At 70.1% G+C, this 15,551-nt stretch carries 12 protein-coding genes; 7 read left to right on the top strand and 5 right to left on the bottom strand.

Annotated features, from left to right (window positions below; genetic code table 11):
* Positions 1-56: 56 nt before the first annotated feature.
* Together LNW72_RS35235 and LNW72_RS35230 are read right to left on the bottom strand one after the other, a co-directional pair.
* A complete protein-coding gene (locus LNW72_RS35235; protein ID WP_250980433.1) occupies positions 57-1,631 on the bottom strand; it encodes an FMN-binding glutamate synthase family protein in 1,575 nt (524 codons plus the stop codon).
* Between the two features lie 431 nt (positions 1,632-2,062).
* Positions 2,063-2,386, bottom strand: a complete 324-nt coding sequence (locus LNW72_RS35230; protein WP_250979092.1) for a plasmid stabilization protein — start codon at positions 2,384-2,386, stop codon at positions 2,063-2,065.
* Positions 2,387-2,869: 483 nt separating this feature from the next.
* Here LNW72_RS35230 and LNW72_RS35225 point away from each other — a divergent pair, with 483 nt between their 5' ends.
* The gene (locus LNW72_RS35225; RefSeq protein ID WP_250979091.1) at positions 2,870-3,952 is read left to right on the top strand and encodes a protein kinase family protein; all 1,083 of its coding nucleotides are present in this window, start codon (positions 2,870-2,872) and stop codon (positions 3,950-3,952) included.
* Positions 3,953-4,302: 350 nt separating this feature from the next.
* Complete coding sequence (locus LNW72_RS35220; RefSeq protein WP_250979090.1) at positions 4,303-6,903, top strand: discoidin domain-containing protein; 2,601 nt, start codon at positions 4,303-4,305, stop codon at positions 6,901-6,903.
* Positions 6,904-7,056: 153 nt separating this feature from the next.
* Here LNW72_RS35220 and LNW72_RS35215 read toward each other — a convergent pair whose 3' ends face one another.
* From LNW72_RS35215 to LNW72_RS35205, 3 genes are read right to left on the bottom strand one after another with little or no spacing between them, the layout of a single operon-like run.
* Positions 7,057-7,422: a hypothetical protein gene (locus tag LNW72_RS35215; protein ID WP_250979089.1), complete on the bottom strand. Its 366-nt coding sequence runs from the start codon at positions 7,420-7,422 to the stop codon at positions 7,057-7,059.
* Complete coding sequence (locus LNW72_RS35210) at positions 7,419-7,751, bottom strand: metalloregulator ArsR/SmtB family transcription factor (protein WP_250979088.1); 333 nt, start codon at positions 7,749-7,751, stop codon at positions 7,419-7,421. Before LNW72_RS35210 ends, LNW72_RS35215 begins: the two co-directional genes overlap by 4 nt.
* A 5-nt stretch (positions 7,752-7,756) precedes the next feature.
* Positions 7,757-7,945: a hypothetical protein gene (locus tag LNW72_RS35205; RefSeq protein WP_250979087.1), complete on the bottom strand. Its 189-nt coding sequence runs from the start codon at positions 7,943-7,945 to the stop codon at positions 7,757-7,759.
* A gap of 184 nt (positions 7,946-8,129) precedes the next feature.
* Between LNW72_RS35205 and LNW72_RS35200 the strand changes: the two genes are divergently transcribed.
* From LNW72_RS35200 to LNW72_RS35180, 5 genes are all read left to right on the top strand, one after another.
* Complete coding sequence (locus tag LNW72_RS35200) at positions 8,130-10,262, top strand: discoidin domain-containing protein (protein WP_250979086.1); 2,133 nt, start codon at positions 8,130-8,132, stop codon at positions 10,260-10,262.
* A 401-nt stretch (positions 10,263-10,663) separates the two neighbouring features.
* Complete coding sequence (locus LNW72_RS35195; RefSeq protein WP_250979085.1) at positions 10,664-11,746, top strand: ABC transporter substrate-binding protein; 1,083 nt, start codon at positions 10,664-10,666, stop codon at positions 11,744-11,746.
* An 85-nt stretch (positions 11,747-11,831) separates the two neighbouring features.
* Complete coding sequence (locus tag LNW72_RS35190; protein WP_250979084.1) at positions 11,832-13,478, top strand: sugar ABC transporter ATP-binding protein; 1,647 nt, start codon at positions 11,832-11,834, stop codon at positions 13,476-13,478.
* Positions 13,475-14,446: an ABC transporter permease gene (locus LNW72_RS35185; protein WP_250979083.1), complete on the top strand. Its 972-nt coding sequence runs from the start codon at positions 13,475-13,477 to the stop codon at positions 14,444-14,446. Before LNW72_RS35190 ends, LNW72_RS35185 begins: the two co-directional genes overlap by 4 nt.
* Complete coding sequence (locus tag LNW72_RS35180) at positions 14,443-15,474, top strand: ABC transporter permease (protein WP_250979082.1); 1,032 nt, start codon at positions 14,443-14,445, stop codon at positions 15,472-15,474. The genes LNW72_RS35185 and LNW72_RS35180 overlap by 4 nt, the downstream gene beginning before the upstream one ends.
* Positions 15,475-15,551: the final 77 nt, after the last annotated feature.

Raw genomic sequence — 15,551 nt, 5'->3', positions numbered from 1 at the left:
AGGGAGCGGGCAGGAAAGCGGGCGGGCCGGGCAGGGTGCCGGCAAAGCCGGCCGGTTCAGACGGTGAAGCGGTCGGGGTCCGCGGCTTTCCAGTCCGCCGCCCAGGACTCCGGCGCCTGGTGGATCAACTCGCCCGGTGCCAGGGGCGGGTACAGCTCGGTGTACGAGCGGATGGTGACGGGGTCGATGCGGCGGCGCAGCATGTGCGGCGCCAGGTCGGAGGGTTCGTCCACGCCCATCGAGGCCATGATCTGCAGGGCGCTCTTGACGGTGGCTTCCTGGAAGCGCTGGACCCGCCGCGACTTGTCGCCGACGTCCAGAGCCCGGGCCCGGCGCGGGTCCTGGGTGGTCACCCCGACGGGGCAGGTGTTGGTGTGGCACCGCTGGGCCTGGATGCAGCCCACCGCGAACATCATCGCCCGGGCGGCGTTGGTGTAGTCGGCCCCCTGAAGGAGGCGCTTGACCAGGTCACTGCCGGTGGCGACCTTTCCACTGGCCCCGATCTTGATCCGGTCCCGCAGGCCCGTACCCAGGAGGGCCTGGTGCACGGTGGTCAGACCGTCCGTCAGGGGCATACCCAGGTTGTCGGCGAACTCCAGGGGTGCGGCCCCGGTCCCGCCCTCGGCACCGTCGACGATGATGAAGTCCGGGGTGACCCCCTCGTCCAGCATCGCCTTGCACACCGCCAGGAACTGGCTTCGGGAGCCGACGCACAGCTTGAAGCCGGTCGGCTTGCCGCCGGAGAGCTCCCGCATCCTCGCCACGAAGGCCACCAGTTCACGCGGGGTGGAGAAGACCTGGTGGTAGGGCGGGGAGATCACGGTCTTCCCCTGCGGAACACCGCGGACCTGGGCTATCTCCGCGTTGACCTTGGCGCCGGGCAGCACCCCGCCGATTCCGGGCTTGGCACCCTGGCTCAGCTTCAGGGACACGCACCGCACCTGTTCGTGCGCGGCCTTGTCCGCGAACATCGCCGGGTCGAAGCCGCCCTGGTCGGTGCGGCAGCCGAAGTACCCGGTACCGATCTCCCAGACCAGGTCTCCGCCCGGCCGCAGGTGGTACTCCGACAGGCCGCCCTCACCGGTGTCGTGGGCGAAGCCGCCCAGCGCGGCGCCGGTGTTCAACGCGAGGATCGCGTTCGACGACAGTGAGCCGAAGCTCATCGCGGAGACGTTCAGCAACGCCATGTCATAGGGCTGACCGCAGTCCGGGCCGCCGACCCGCACCCGCGGCACATCCGTACGCACCGGGTGCGGGGCCATCGACGGGACCAGGAACTCGCTTCCCGCCGCGTACAGGTCCTGCTCCGTGCCGAAGGGCTCCTCGGCGTCGGTGCCCTTGGCGCGCTCGTAGACGATGCTGCGGGTGTCCCGGTCGAAGGGCCGGCCGTCCACGTTGCGTTCCACGAAGTACTGCTGCAGCTCAGGGCGGATGCCCTCCAGGGCGAACCGCAGATGACCCAGCACCGGATAGTTCCGCAGCACCGAATGCCGCCGCTGCACCAGATCCCACACCGCGAGCACCAGCAAAGCCGTCAGTGGTCCCCCGGCAAACCACCACCACGGCGAGATCACCAGCGCCAAAGCGGCACCGGCGACAGCGACACAACCCAGCAACGCGACCCACAGCATCCTCAGCACACCACGCGCCTACCCCGATCGCGCAGATCAAGCGGTTCCTGTGGGGCTGCTTCCGAGCCGGCCGAGTTCACCCCTGTACAGGCCAGGAACCGTCGGGTGGCCTGGGCCGGGCCCTGCCTGATGGAGGGCGGCGTGGATCAGTCGGCGCTGACGGCGGATGCGCTGGGCGAGGCGGTCACCGGCACGCCCAGCGCACTGGCCGGGCGGGGCGGGAGGGCTCTCTGCCGCCCTGAGCAGGTCGGGCCGCGGACGACGACTGGGTGACAGCGGCGGGGCAGGCGCCCGGGGTCCCCAGATGGATCGTCACGTGCTGATAGGGAGGTGAGGTGGGCGGGCCCGGGTGGCGAAGCCCGGACCCGCCCACCACCTCGGAGCACCCCGCGATGACCGTCAGGAGCGACGTGCTCTGGATGACGCTGCGATCAGCGGCCGAGGGCCTTTATGAGTTCGGCCTTGCGCATGGAGGAACGACCCTCGATGCGGCGACGCCGGGCTTCCGCGTACAGCTGGTCGTAGGTGCGGCTGGCCGGCCCCGTGCGGGAGCTCAGGCTGCTGCGCCGCGCCGCGGGGGTGTTCTTGTGCGTGGCGCGGGAGAGCGTGCGCGCCGCCGCTACCGGAGCGCGATTCTTGCTGACCGCGCGGGTGGTGACCTTCTTGGCGCGCGGTGCGCTCGCGCCGCGCTTGGTCGAGCCGGCCTTGATGCGCTCGTTCTGCCGTTTCCCCTTGGCGGTGGAACCCTGCGGCATGTCTGCCTCCTGAATATCGCGTGTGGTCGGTGCCGCTCGGTTCTGTCCGGCGGTCCCCGCCGATCGTCGCGTCCGTGGATGAGCCCGGCATCCTGAGTGACGCCATTCGGGGTCACGCCGCGAGCATGGACTGTGCCGCGACCAGCTCCCTGGGGAGCCACGACGCCGGCCTTCTGGCCGTCGTTGGCCGGTCCGACGGGTGGGATGCGGATGTCCTCCGTCTCCGCCATCGCGGCGAAGAACCCGGACAGTCGACGGACGCAGGCGCCGGGATGCCTGGTCGCCACGGCCGGCCGGGGCCACGGTCGGCGGGGGTGGGCGCGCACAGGAGTTTCGCGGGCCGGGGCACCTTGGTGAAGCGGCCGGTGTGGTAGGTCCCGGCAACCGCGCCGGAGCGCGAGCGGCGGGGTGAGCCTCTCAACGTAAGGTCGGTGCCGTACGCGGGATTGCCGAAGCCCTGGTTCGGGCACCGAGGAGCCGTCGATGCCGGACCAGGATGTGCTGCGCTCCGCGCGCCTGGCTGGTTACGGGACCGCGAGCACTCAGCTCTCCTTGCTGAGCGACCACCGGCTCGGGGAGGTCGTGGCAGCCGCCACCCCGCTCGGGTCGGGCATCGGCGGCAGGTCGGCAGAGCTGGACATCAACGGAACGCGCGTCTTCATGAAGCGGATCCCTTTGACGGACACCGAATTGCGCCCGGAGAACGTGCGGTCGACGGCGAACGTCTTCGGACTGCCGATGTTCTACCAGTACGGGGTGGGCTCGGCCGGGTTCGGTGCCTGGCGGGAGCTTGCCGTGCACACCATGACCACGAACTGGGTTCTGGGTGACGAGTACGCGGGATTCCCCCTGATGTACCACTGGCGGGTTCTGCCCGACTCCCCTCCCGAAGGATTCACCGACGAGTTCGGGGGCCTGGAGGGGGCCGTCGCGCACTGGGCGGGATCACCCGCCGTTCGTGACCGGCTGGAGGCCGTCGGCCAGGCCTCGTGCAGCCTGGTGGTCTTCCTGGAGCACGTGCCGCACACCCTCGCCGGCTGGCTCGCCGACCACCGCGAAACCGCCGTTCCGGAAGGCGGGGACGGCTCGCCCTTCCGCTGGGTGGAGGAAGCCCTGATGAGCGGAGCTGCCTTCATGAGTTCTCGCGGACTTGTCCACTTCGATGCTCACTTCGACAACATCCTGACCGATGGACGCCAGCTCTACTTCGCTGACTTCGGCCTTGCCCTGAGCTCCCGCTTCGACCTTTCGGTGGTCGAGTCCGACTTCCTCTCGGACCACCTCTCGTACGACCGCTGCTACACCGCGAGCCACCTGCTCCAATACCACTTGCTCGACGGCGTGCGCGGTGAATCGGAACGCGAAGCCTTCCTGCGCGACTGGATCGCGGGCCGGCGACCTGGCGGCATCCCGCCTGAGCTCACGGCCATCATCGACCGGCACGCACGCCCTACCGTCCTCGTGGACTCCTTCTTCCGCCGTCTGCTCACCGAGAGCAAGCAGACGCCGTTCCCGGCCGCGGAGATCGAACGGCAGTTGGGCGCCGGCGCCACGATTCCGAGCTGATCCACGACCTCCCCTCGACGGTCCTGCCCGCGTTCACAACCCGAAGACAGCGACTTTCCGGGATACCCGCTGGTCATCGCTCCGCTTCAACATCTGTCGAAAATTCTGAGCCATTTATCGTTATTCGCCGAGCTTCTCCCGGTCCCCGTTCGCACTGCGTGCACAACTCTTGACATGCAGGAAACACAGGGAGAACCATCGCGGTGTAACGGGAGAGCGCTCTCTCACGCGTGATGGCTCACCCGTGAGGACGCACCCGCATGTCGCTGCCCGCATCGCGTCGTCCGGCCACCGCACGGCCGGACGGCCACCGAGTCCTGCCCCCGCACGTGGAAACAGGAGAGTCGCTCATGCTCGCACCCCCCACCGGTCCACCGGCGCCGAGACCGACGGCGCCGGTGAACCTGCGCAACACGGCCGTGGCGGTCATCACGGCGCTGATCGCCTCGCTGCTCCTCTTCATCCCCTCGCACTCCGCGCACGCGGCCGGCACCCTCCTGTCGCAGGGGAAGACCGCGACGGCGTCCTCCACCGAGAACGGCGGCACCCCCGCCGCGGCCGCGGTCGACGGCAACACCGGCACCCGCTGGTCCAGCGCCGCCGCCGACCCGCAGTGGCTCCAGGTCGACCTCGGCGCCACCGCGACCATCAGCCAGATAGCCCTCAACTGGGAGACGGCGTCGGCCAAGGCCTTCAAGATCCAGGTCTCCGACAACGGCACGACCTGGACCGACGCGTACTCCACCACGACGGGCCCCGGCGGTAATCAGACGCTGGACGTCAACGCCTCCGGGCGCTACGTCCGGATGTACGGCACCGTCCGCGCCACCGGCTACGGCTACTCGCTCTGGGAGTTCCAGGTCTACGGCACCACCGGTGGCACCACGCCGCCCACCGGCGGCACCCTGCTCTCGCAGGGCAAGGCCGCTACGGCGTCGTCCACCGAGAACGCGGGCACGCCCGCCGCTTCCGCGGTCGACGGCAACACCGGCACCCGGTGGTCCAGTGCCGCAACCGACCCCCAGTGGCTCCAGGTCGACCTCGGCGCCACCGCCACCATCAGCTCCGTCACCCTCAACTGGGAAGCGGCGTACGCCAAGGCCTTCAAGGTCCAGACGTCCGACAACGCGTCGACATGGACCGATGTCTACTCCACCACGACGGGCCCCGGCGGCAACCAGACGCTCGATGTGACCGGCACCGGGCGCTACGTCCGGGTGTACGGCACCGCCCGCGCGACCGCATACGGCTACTCGCTCTGGGAGTTCCAGGTGTACGGCACCCCGGGCGGCACCGACCCCGGTGGTCCGATCGAGGGCGGCGGCGACCTCGGTCCCAACGTGAAGGTCTTCGACCCGTCCACCCCGAACATCCAGGGCACCCTGGACCAGATCTTCACGCAGCAGGAGTCGGCGCAGTTCGGCACCGGCCGCTACCAGCTGTTCTTCAAGCCGGGCACGTACAGCGGACTGAACGCGCAGATCGGCTTCTACACCTCGATCTCGGGTCTCGGCCTCAACCCCGACGACACCCGGATCAACGGTGACATCACCGTCGACGCCGGCTGGATGGCGGGCAACGCCACCCAGAACTTCTGGCGTTCCGCGGAGAACCTGGCGATCACGCCGTCCAACGGCACCGACCGGTGGGCGGTCGCGCAGGCCGCGCCCTTCCGCCGGATCCACGTCAAGGGCGGTCTGAATCTGGCGCCCGCGAGCTACGGCTGGGCGAGCGGCGGCTACATCGCCGACAGCAAGATCGACGGCACCGTCGGCCCGTACTCGCAGCAGCAGTGGTACACCCGCGACAGCTCGGTCGGCGGCTGGACCAACGGCGTCTGGAACATGGTGTTCTCGGGTGTCCAGGGCGCTCCGGCGCAGGGCTTCCCGAACCCCGTGTACACGACGCTCGCCACCACCCCGGTGTCGCGTGAGAAGCCGTACATGTACCTGGACGGCAACGAGTACAAGGTCTTCGTCCCGTCCAAGCGCGTCAACGCCGTCGGTACGTCCTGGCCGAACACGCCGGGCACCTCGCTTCCGCTGAGCCGGTTCTACGTGGCGAAGCCGGGGGTCTCCGCGGCGACCATCAACGCGGCACTCGCCCAGGGCCTCAACCTGCTCTTCACGCCCGGCATTTACCACGTCGACCAGGCGATCAACGTGACCCGCGCGGACACCGTCGTGCTCGGTCTCGGCCTGGCCACCATCGTTCCGGACAACGGCGTGGCGGCGGTCAAGGTCGCCGACGTCGACGGCGTCAAGCTGGCCGGCTTCCTGATCGACGCCGGTACGGTCAACTCTCCGGTGCTGCTGCAGATCGGCCCGGCCGGATCCTCCGCAGGACACGCCGCCGATCCCACGTCCATGCAGGACGTGTTCGTGCGGATCGGTGGCGCGGGCCCCGGCCAGGCGACCACCGCGGTCGAGGTGAACAGCAACGACACGATCATCGACCACACCTGGCTGTGGCGCGCCGACCACGGCGCGGGCGTCGGCTGGAACACCAACCCGTCCGACTACGGGCTGAAGGTCAACGGCGCCAATGTGCTGGCGACCGGACTCTTCGTCGAGCACTTCAAGAAGTACGACGTAGAGTGGAGCGGCGAGAACGGCAGGACGATCTTCTTCCAGAACGAGATCGCCTACGACCCGCCGAACCAGGCCGCCATCCAGAACGGCAGTGTCAGGGGCTTCGCCGCCTACAAGGTCGACGACAACGTCACGACGCATGAGGGCTGGGGCCTGGGCAGTTACTGCAACTTCACGGCGGATCCGACGATCGTGCAGGAGCACGGTTTCGAGGCACCGAACAAGCCGGGCGTGAAGTTCCACGACCTGCTGGTGGTGTCGCTCGGCGGCATGGGCCAGTACGCCCACGTCATCAACGACGTCGGGTCGCCGACGTCGGGCACCTCGACGGTGCCGTCCACGGTGACGTCGTACCCGTAACCCGCCGAGTCCCGTAACCCGCTGAGTACCGGAAACCCGCTGTACCTGGAACCCGCTGACGGCGGGAGGACGGGGCACGGGGCGGCCCGGAAGTGGGCCGCCCCGTGTCACAGCAGAAGGAGAGCGCTCTCCCCCCTGCGTCCCAGCAGGCGCTCAGAGGGTCCGCAGCAGTTGTTCGGCGCCGGCGACCGCGAGGAGACCGGCGCCCAGCAGCCACATGGCCACCCGGGTCCGGCCCTTGCGGCTCAGCTCGATGACCACACCGCACACGATCAGCGCCGCCCCGTACACGCCGACGACCAGGACCGACGGCTGGTCACCGAGCCGCACCACCAGCACGGCCGCCGCGACGGCCATGAAGAACGCGGCGACGACGATGCGGATCCGGCGCGCCTGCCGGGGAGTCAGCGGCCGATGACGGAAGTCGCGGATCAGGGCGAGCCGCTCCCGCGGTGTCGCGTCCTGCCATCGCGGGCCGAGCTGCTGGCTGTCGAGTTCTTCATCGCCGGTTGTGGTCACGGGCTGAGCCTAGGGCCTGAAACGTGGCCCGCGGCCACTTCACCGACCAGTCCGGTCAGGACGCGGCGTGACGCCCGCATCAGATCGGCGACATCCCCGGCAGACAGGGAGTAGACGACGGTGTCCTTCTCACGGGTCGAGGTGACGATCCCCGACCGGCGCAGGATCGCGAGCTGCTGCGAGAGGTTGGAGCGCTCCACCTCGATCGCGGCCAGCAGCTCACGGACCGGCATCGGCCCGTCCTGCAGCAGCTCCAGGACCCGGATGCGGACCGGGTGCCCCAGCATCCGGAAGAGCTCCGCCTTCGCCTGGTACAGCGGAACCGGCACGGCCCTCACGTCCTCTCGCCCCCGTCGGCCGCGGGGAGCTCCACACCGTGGAGCCTGGCCAGCCCCAGCGATTCCTCCAGCGCGTCGAGGGCCCCGGAGATCGCCCCGTACTCGCCGGCGTCCACCGCTGCCGCCAGGGCGGCACGCGCTTCTGCCACCTGCCCACGGACCGCCTCGGGTGTCATCTCCGTCATCGCACCTCCCGCATGCCGCCCCCCTTGATGAGGACATGATGTACGGAAGTGAAGAATTCTTCAATTCACCCGGCCAGGCCGGTTCGCGCTCGCCGCGATGGAGCACTCTCCCCCGTTCTCACGTGATGACGGCACCGCCGCATCCACCCCCCTGCAGAGAGCGCTCTCACCGATTGGAGATGCCATGACCGACAGTCCCGGCACCACCCGGCCCGGCCGGAGGCCCCATCGACACCCCTGGCGGTCCCTCGTCCTGCCCCTGGTCGCCGCGCTGGTGGCGGCCCTTTCCCTGACCGTGGCCGGAGCGCCCGCGCAAGCGGCCGACGCGCTGCTGTCGCAGGGAAAGCCGGTGACGGCGTCGTCCACGGAGAACGCCGGCACCCCCGCTTCCGCGGCCGTCGACGGCAACGCCGGGACCCGTTGGTCCAGCGCCGCCGCCGATCCGCAGTGGCTGCGGGTCGATCTCGGCGCGACCGCCACGATCAGCAAGGTCGTGCTCAACTGGGAGACCGCGTACGGCTCCGCGTACCAGATCCAGACGTCGCCGGACGGCACCGACTGGACCACGGTGTACTCGACCACCACCGGCGCGGGCGGCACCGAGACCCTGAACGTCACCGGCGGCGGCCGGTACGTGCGGATCAACGGGACCGCCCGGCACACCCAGTACGGCTACTCCCTGTGGGAGTTCCAGGTCTACGGCACCACCGGCCCCACCACTCCCACCTGCGGCACCGCCAACGCCGCACTGAACCAGCCGGCGACCGCGTCCTCCACCGAGAACGCCGGCACCCCCGCCACCGCCGCGGTGGACGGCAACGCCGGGACCCGCTGGTCCAGCGCCGCCGCCGACCCCCAGTGGCTCCGGGTCGACCTCGGCACCAGCCAGAGCATCTGCGGAGTGCAGCTGAGCTGGGAGGCCGCCTACGCCAAGGCGTACCAGATCCAGACCTCGGCGGACGGCACCAACTGGACCACGATCCACTCCACCACCACGGGACCCGGCGCGACCGAACTGATCACGCTGTCGGGAACCGGCCGCTACATCCGCGTGTACGGCACCCAGCGCGCCACCGCGTACGGGTACTCGCTCTGGGAGTTCCAGGTCTTCACCACCGGCGGCGGCACGCAGCCGCCCCAGGACGGCGCGGTGCTGCTCTCGTACAACAAGCCGGCCACCGCCTCGACCTACCAGAACGCCAACAGCTGCACCGGCTGCACCCCGGCCAGAGCCCTCGACGAGGACCCGGCCACCCGGTGGGCGACCAGCGACACCGACGGCTGGGTCGACCCCGGCTGGATCGCCGTCGACCTGGGCGCGACCGCGCACATCACCAAGGTCGTCCTCCAGTGGGACCCGGCCTACGCCACCGCCTACCAGATACAGGTCTCGCCCGACGGCGCCAACTGGACGAGCATCTACTCCACCACCACCGGCAAGGGCTTCAAGGAGACCCTGACCGTCGACGGCAACGGCCGCTATGTGCGGATGTACGGCACCGCGCGCAGCAGCAGCTACGGCTACTCGCTGTGGACCTTCGACGTCTACGGCACCGGCGGCAGCCCCACGCCGCCGCCCGCCCTGCCGCCGAACCCCGGCAACCCCGAACACCTGGTGTGGAGCGACGAGTTCAACGGCGCCGCGGGCACCCGGCCGGACACCGGCAAGTGGACCCAGGACGTCGGCAACGGGCAGAACGGCGAGCTGGAGTACTACACCAACGGTGACAACACCGCGATGGACGGCGCGGGCAACCTCGTCATCGAAGCGCGCAAGGAGGCCAACGGCCAGTACACCTCCGGCCGGATCAACACCTCGGACCACTTCGACTTCACCTACGGCCATGTCGAGGCGCGGATCAAGGTGAGCGGCACGCAGGGCCTGTGGCCCGCGTTCTGGATGCTCGGGTCCAACTTCAAGACCGGCACGCCGTGGCCGAATTCCGGTGAGATCGACATCATGGAGCATGTCGGCAAGGTCGCGGACTCCGTCTACTCCACGCTGCACGCCCCGGCCTACAACGGCGGAAACGGCTACGGCTCGCCGTACACCCTCGCGGGCAGCGACTTCGCCTCGGCCTTCCACACCTACGCCGTGGACTGGGACTCCACCCACATGACGTTCTCGGTGGACGGCCACGCCTTCTTCACCGCGGACAAGGCGGTGGTGGAGTCGACGAGGGGTCCGTGGGTGTACGACCACCCCTTCTACATCATCCTCAACAACGCGGTCGGCGGTGACTGGCCCGGGCCTCCCGACGCCACGACCGTCCTCCCGCAGAAGATGCAGATCGACTACGTGCGCGTCTCCCAGTAGTCGGCCACCGGTACGCCCGCGCGGGCGCCGGCTGCTGGTAGGGCCCCGTCCGCAGCCGGACGGGGCCCTACCGGCAGTTCGGCATGCATCGTTGGAAAGAAGGTCCACGCAGGACGCAACGATGGGTGCCGGATGGCGAGTTCCAGGCCGGACACATTTTGGAAATGCGGGAACCGAACGCTTGTCGGCGCCGCGCAGCGCGTATATAACGTTGTAAAGCCGAGTGGCGGGAGAGCCTCCTCAGCCGCCGGATCACCGGTATCGGCGCACGTCACCTCGCTGTCCGGGCACCGCGTTCCCCTCGCGCGGCGGTCCGCCGGCGTGCGCGCCCCGCAGAACTCCAGGACCGGACCACGTACTGCTCGGCGGCACCGCCGTCGTACCCAAGGAGTGTCGTGAGCATGACCACCCAGAGATCCCGCACCCTCGCCGCCGCCTGTGTACTCGTCGTGATGGCCGGCCTGGCGACCGCCGGCTGCTCGAAGCAGGAGACGACCGACCAGGCCACCGGCGACACCGGCGCGGGAGCGCAGACCGTCGCGCCGACCACCGCCGCCGCGGGCACGGGCTGCACGCTGCAGAGCTACGGCGCCACCAAGCTGGACCTCAAGAACGCGGTGGTCGGCTTCTCCCAGTCCGAGAAGGAGGCCAACCCCTTCCGGATCGCGGAGACCCAGTCGATCAAGGAGGAGGCCGCCAACCTCGGCGTCAAGAAGCTGCTCACCACCAACGCCCAGTCCCAGCTGCCCAAGCAGATCAGCGACATCCAGGACATGCTCTCCCAGGGCGCCCAGCTGCTCATCGTCGCGCCGCTCAACTCCGACGGGCTGGAGCCGGCGCTGCAGGCCGCGGCGGCCAAGCACGTCCCGGTCATCACCATCGACCGCAAGCTCAACGCCACCGCCTGCAAGGACTATGTGGCCTTCCTCGGCTCCAACTTCGTCGAGCAGGGCAAGCGCGCGGCCGACGCGATGATCAAGGCGACCGGTGGCAAGGGCAAGGTGGCGATCCTGCTCGGCGCGTCGGGGAACAACGTCACCACCGACCGCACCAAGGGCTTCGTCGACCAGCTCAAGGCGCAGGCGCCCGGCCTGGAGATCGTCGCCCAGCAGACCGGCGAGTTCGCCCGCGACAAGGGCCAGCAGGTGATGGAGCAACTCATCCAGTCCAAGCCGGACATCACCGCCGTCTACGCCGAGAACGACGAGATGGGCCTCGGCGCGGTCACCGCGCTCAAGGGCGCGAACAAGAAGCCGGGCAAGGACATCAAGATCGTGTCGGTGGACGGCACCCGCAACGCCGTCCAGGCGCTGGTCAACGGCGAGTACAACGCCGTCATCGAGTCCAACCCGCGCTTCGGGCCGCTGGCGTTCGCCACCGCCCAGAAGTTCTTCGGCGGCGAGGGCATCCCGGAGAACGTGATCATCTCCGACCGGGCGTACGACGACAGCAACGCCAAGGCGTCGCTGGGCGGGGCCTACTGACCGGGCCCCGGCCGTGCACCGGGCCGCCCCCGCACCGGCGCGGGCGGCCCTGACCCCACCAGCTCTCCCCCGGAAGGCCACGACCATGGCACCATCCGAAGCCGTCGAGGCGGCGTCCGCGCCGGCCGGCACCGCGGAACCACCCGGCTCCCCGGCCGTGTTGGAGGCCGTCGGCGTCAGCAAACGCTTCCCCGGCGTGGTGGCGCTCGACAAGGTGTCCTTCGCCCTGCGAGCCGGTGAGATCCACGCGCTGGTCGGCGAGAACGGCGCCGGCAAGTCGACGCTGATCAAGCTGCTCACCGGCGTCCACCGCCCGGACGGCGGAGAGTTGCGGCTCGGCGACGCCCCGGTCTCGTTCCACCGCCCCTACGAGGCGCAGCAGGCGGGGATCTCGACCATCTACCAGGAGGTCAACCTCGTCCCGCTGATGAGTGTGGCCCGCAACATCTTCCTCGGCCGCGAGCCGAAGAACCGGTTCGGCCTGATCGACTTCCCCCGGATGCACCGCGAGGCCGCCGAGCTGCTGACCGGCTTCGGCGTCAGCGCCGATCCGCGCCGGCCGCTGCACACGCTCGGCGTCGGCACCCAGCAGATGGTGGCCCTGGCGCGGGCGGTGTCCGTGCGGGCCCGGGTGGTCGTGATGGACGAGCCCACGTCCTCGCTCGAACCCCGCGAGGTCGAGACGCTCTTCCGGGTGATCGGCAAGCTGCACGACCGGGGCATCGCGATCGTCTACGTCAGCCACCGGCTGGACGAGCTGTACCGGATCTGCGACCGCGTCACGGTTCTGCGGGACGGCAGGCACGTGCACACCGGCGAGCTGCGCGACCTCGACCGGATGCGGCTGGTGTCGATGATGCTCGGCCGCGAGATCGCGGAGGTCCGCCGGCACGGCACCACCGGTTTCGGCGAAGGGCACCGGGCCGAGCGCCGGCCCGTGCTCACCGCCACCGGACTGACCAGTGGGCAGGTACTGCGGGACGTCGGCCTGGAACTGCATCCGGGCGAGGTGCTCGGGCTGGGCGGACTGCTGGGCTCCGGCCGCAGCGAGACCGCCAAGGCCGTCGCCGGGGCGCTGGCGCTGGACGGCGGCGAGATCAGCGTCGGCGGCCGCACCCTGCGCCGGCTCACCCCCGCCGCGGCGATCAGGGCCGGCATCAGCCTGCTGCCCGAGGACCGCAAGGCGGAGGGCATCGTCCCCGGTCTGTCGGTCCGGGAGAACATCGTGCTCGCCGCGCTGCCCCGGCTCTCGCGCGCCGGGATCGTCTCGCGCGGGCGGCAGGACCGCATCGTCGAGGTATTCATGAAGCGGCTCCGGATCAAGGCGTCCAGCCCGGAGCAGAAGGTCGGCGAACTGTCCGGCGGCAACCAGCAGAAGGTGCTGCTGGCCCGCTGGCTCTGCCTGGAGCCCAAGGTCCTGCTGCTCGACGAGCCCACCCGGGGCATCGACGTGGGCGCCAAGGCCGAGGTGCAGGCGCTGATCGACGACCTCGCGCAGGAGGGGCTGGCCGTACTGCTGATCTCCTCCGACATCGAGGAGCTCATCGAGGGCTCCGACCGCATCCTCGTCCTGCGCGGCGGCGCGGTGGCCGGTGAACTGACCGGCGACCGGGTCGAGGAGAGCGAACTCCTCGCCGTCCTGGCCGATGAGACCGCTGATGAGACGGCCGACGGGACGAAGGAATCCGTGGCCCCCGAAGAACCCGCGGCCCCCAAGGAGGACCGGCGATGACCGACGTCCCGATCACCCTCGCCGCCCGCGGGCTCGACAGGTCCCGGGTCGCCGGGCTGCTCCAGCGGTACGGCGTCTACGGCGCCGTCGCCGCGCTCCTGCTCTTCAACGCGGTCTTCACCGACCACTTCCTGACCGTCGACAATCTGCGCACCCAGCTCGTCCAGGTCTCCCCCGTCGTCATCGTCGCGCTCGGCATGGCGCTGGTCATCGGCACCGAAGGCGTCGATCTGTCGGTCGGCTCCACGATGGCGCTGGCCAGCGCGCTGCTGCCGCTCTACCTCGGCTACGGTCTGGCCCCGGCGCTGCTGCTCGCGCTGTTCGCCGGCGTCGTGGTCGGCCTGGTGAACGGCTCGCTGGTCGCGCTCGTGGGACTGCAGCCCATCGTCGCCACCCTCGCGCTCTTCGTCGGCGGCCGCGGTCTGGCGCTGGTCATCGCGGACGGACAGCTCAAACAGATCCAGAACCGCGACCTGTTGGGCCTGGGAACCGACAGCCTGCTCGGCATCCCGCTGGTCGTCCTGATCGCCGGAGTGCTCGCCGTCGTCATCGCGTTCCTCGTCCAGCGCACCACCTTCGGGCGGCAGCTCGTCGCGGTCGGCGGCAACCGGGCCGCCGCCGCGCTGGCCGGTCTGCCCGTCAAACGCGTGCTGATCGGTGTATACGTGCTGTGCGGTGTCCTGGCGGCGCTGGCCGGCGTCCTCGCCACCGCGCGGCTGACCGCCAGCGATCCCTCCGCGCTCGGCAACCTGATGGAGCTGTCCGCCATCACCGCCGTGGTCGTCGGCGGCACCCCGCTGACCGGTGGTTCGGTGCGGGTCCTGGGCACGGTGACGGGCGCCCTGCTGATGCAGCTGCTGCACGCCACCCTGGTCACCCACAACCTGCACGACTCCACCGCCCAGATGGCCCAGGCGGCCATCATCCTCGTCGCCGTCTATGTCGCCCGGGAGCGTCGATCCCGATGAAGTCCCTCGTCAAAGCCACCTCCGCACCCACCGTTCCCCGTCAGGCGGTCCCGGCGTACACCGCCCGCCCGACCGGCCGGCAGCGCGCGGCCGAACTGCTGCAGCGCCAGGGCGTCCTCGCGGTCCTGCTGCTCGTGGTCCTCGTCTCCTCGTTCGTCTTCCCGTCCTTCGCGAGCCTGGACAACGCGCGCGGGGTGACGGTCCAGGCGTCCTTCCTGTCGATCGTCGCCCTCGGGATGACGCTGGTGATCATCTCCGGCGGCATCGACCTGTCCGTCGGTTCCGTCTTCGCGCTCGGCGGGGTGCTCGCGGCCTGGGCCTCGCAGTGGGGCGTGCTGCCCGCGCTCCTGGTGCCGCTCGCCGTCTGCGGGGCGATCGGGGCGGTGAACGGCCTGCTCGTCGCACGGGCCGGCATGGCACCGTTCATCGTGACGCTGGCCTCGCTGCTCGGCGCGCGCGGACTGCTGCTCGCCCTCACGCACGAAGGCGCCACCACCTATCTGGTGCCGCGCGGCTCGGCCTTCGCCGAACTGGGCGGCGGCAGCCTCGGAGGCTTCGGATACCCGGTGTTCATCGCGCTGGCGCTGTTCGCGGCCGGCGGTCTGGTGCTGCAGCGCACCTCGTTCGGCCAGACCCTGTTCGCGGTCGGCGGCAGCAGCGACGCCGCCACGTTGATGGGTCTGCCGGTGGCCAGGACGAAGGTCCTGGTGTACGTGCTGAGCGGGCTGCTGGCCGGGCTCGCGGGCGCGCTCAACGCCGCCCGGCTCTCCTCGGGCGTCACCATCATCGGCGTGGGGATGGAACTCGACGCCATCGCCGCCGTCGTGATCGGCGGCACGCTGCTGGTCGGCGGCGCGGGCTCGGTCTCCGGCACCCTGTGGGGCGTCCTGCTGCTGGCGGTGATCCAGAATCTGATCAACCAGATCGGCTCGCTGAACTCCTCCTACCAGTCGGTGGTCAGCGGCGGCTTCCTGATCCTCGTGGTGGTCGCCCAGCGCTATCTGTCCGCGGCCCGCCGCAGTACCTGAACCGTCCGGCTCCGCCGCAGGTCGTGGACCGGGCGGAGCCGGACACAGCACACTGGGGCCGGAAACCGCCGGGTCTC

Source organism: Streptomyces sp. RKAG293, from assembly GCF_023701745.1.
Lineage (GTDB): Bacteria > Actinomycetota > Actinomycetes > Streptomycetales > Streptomycetaceae > Actinacidiphila.
Note: the sequence above shows the minus strand (reverse complement) of the source record. Positions and strands in the feature narration are given on the sequence as shown.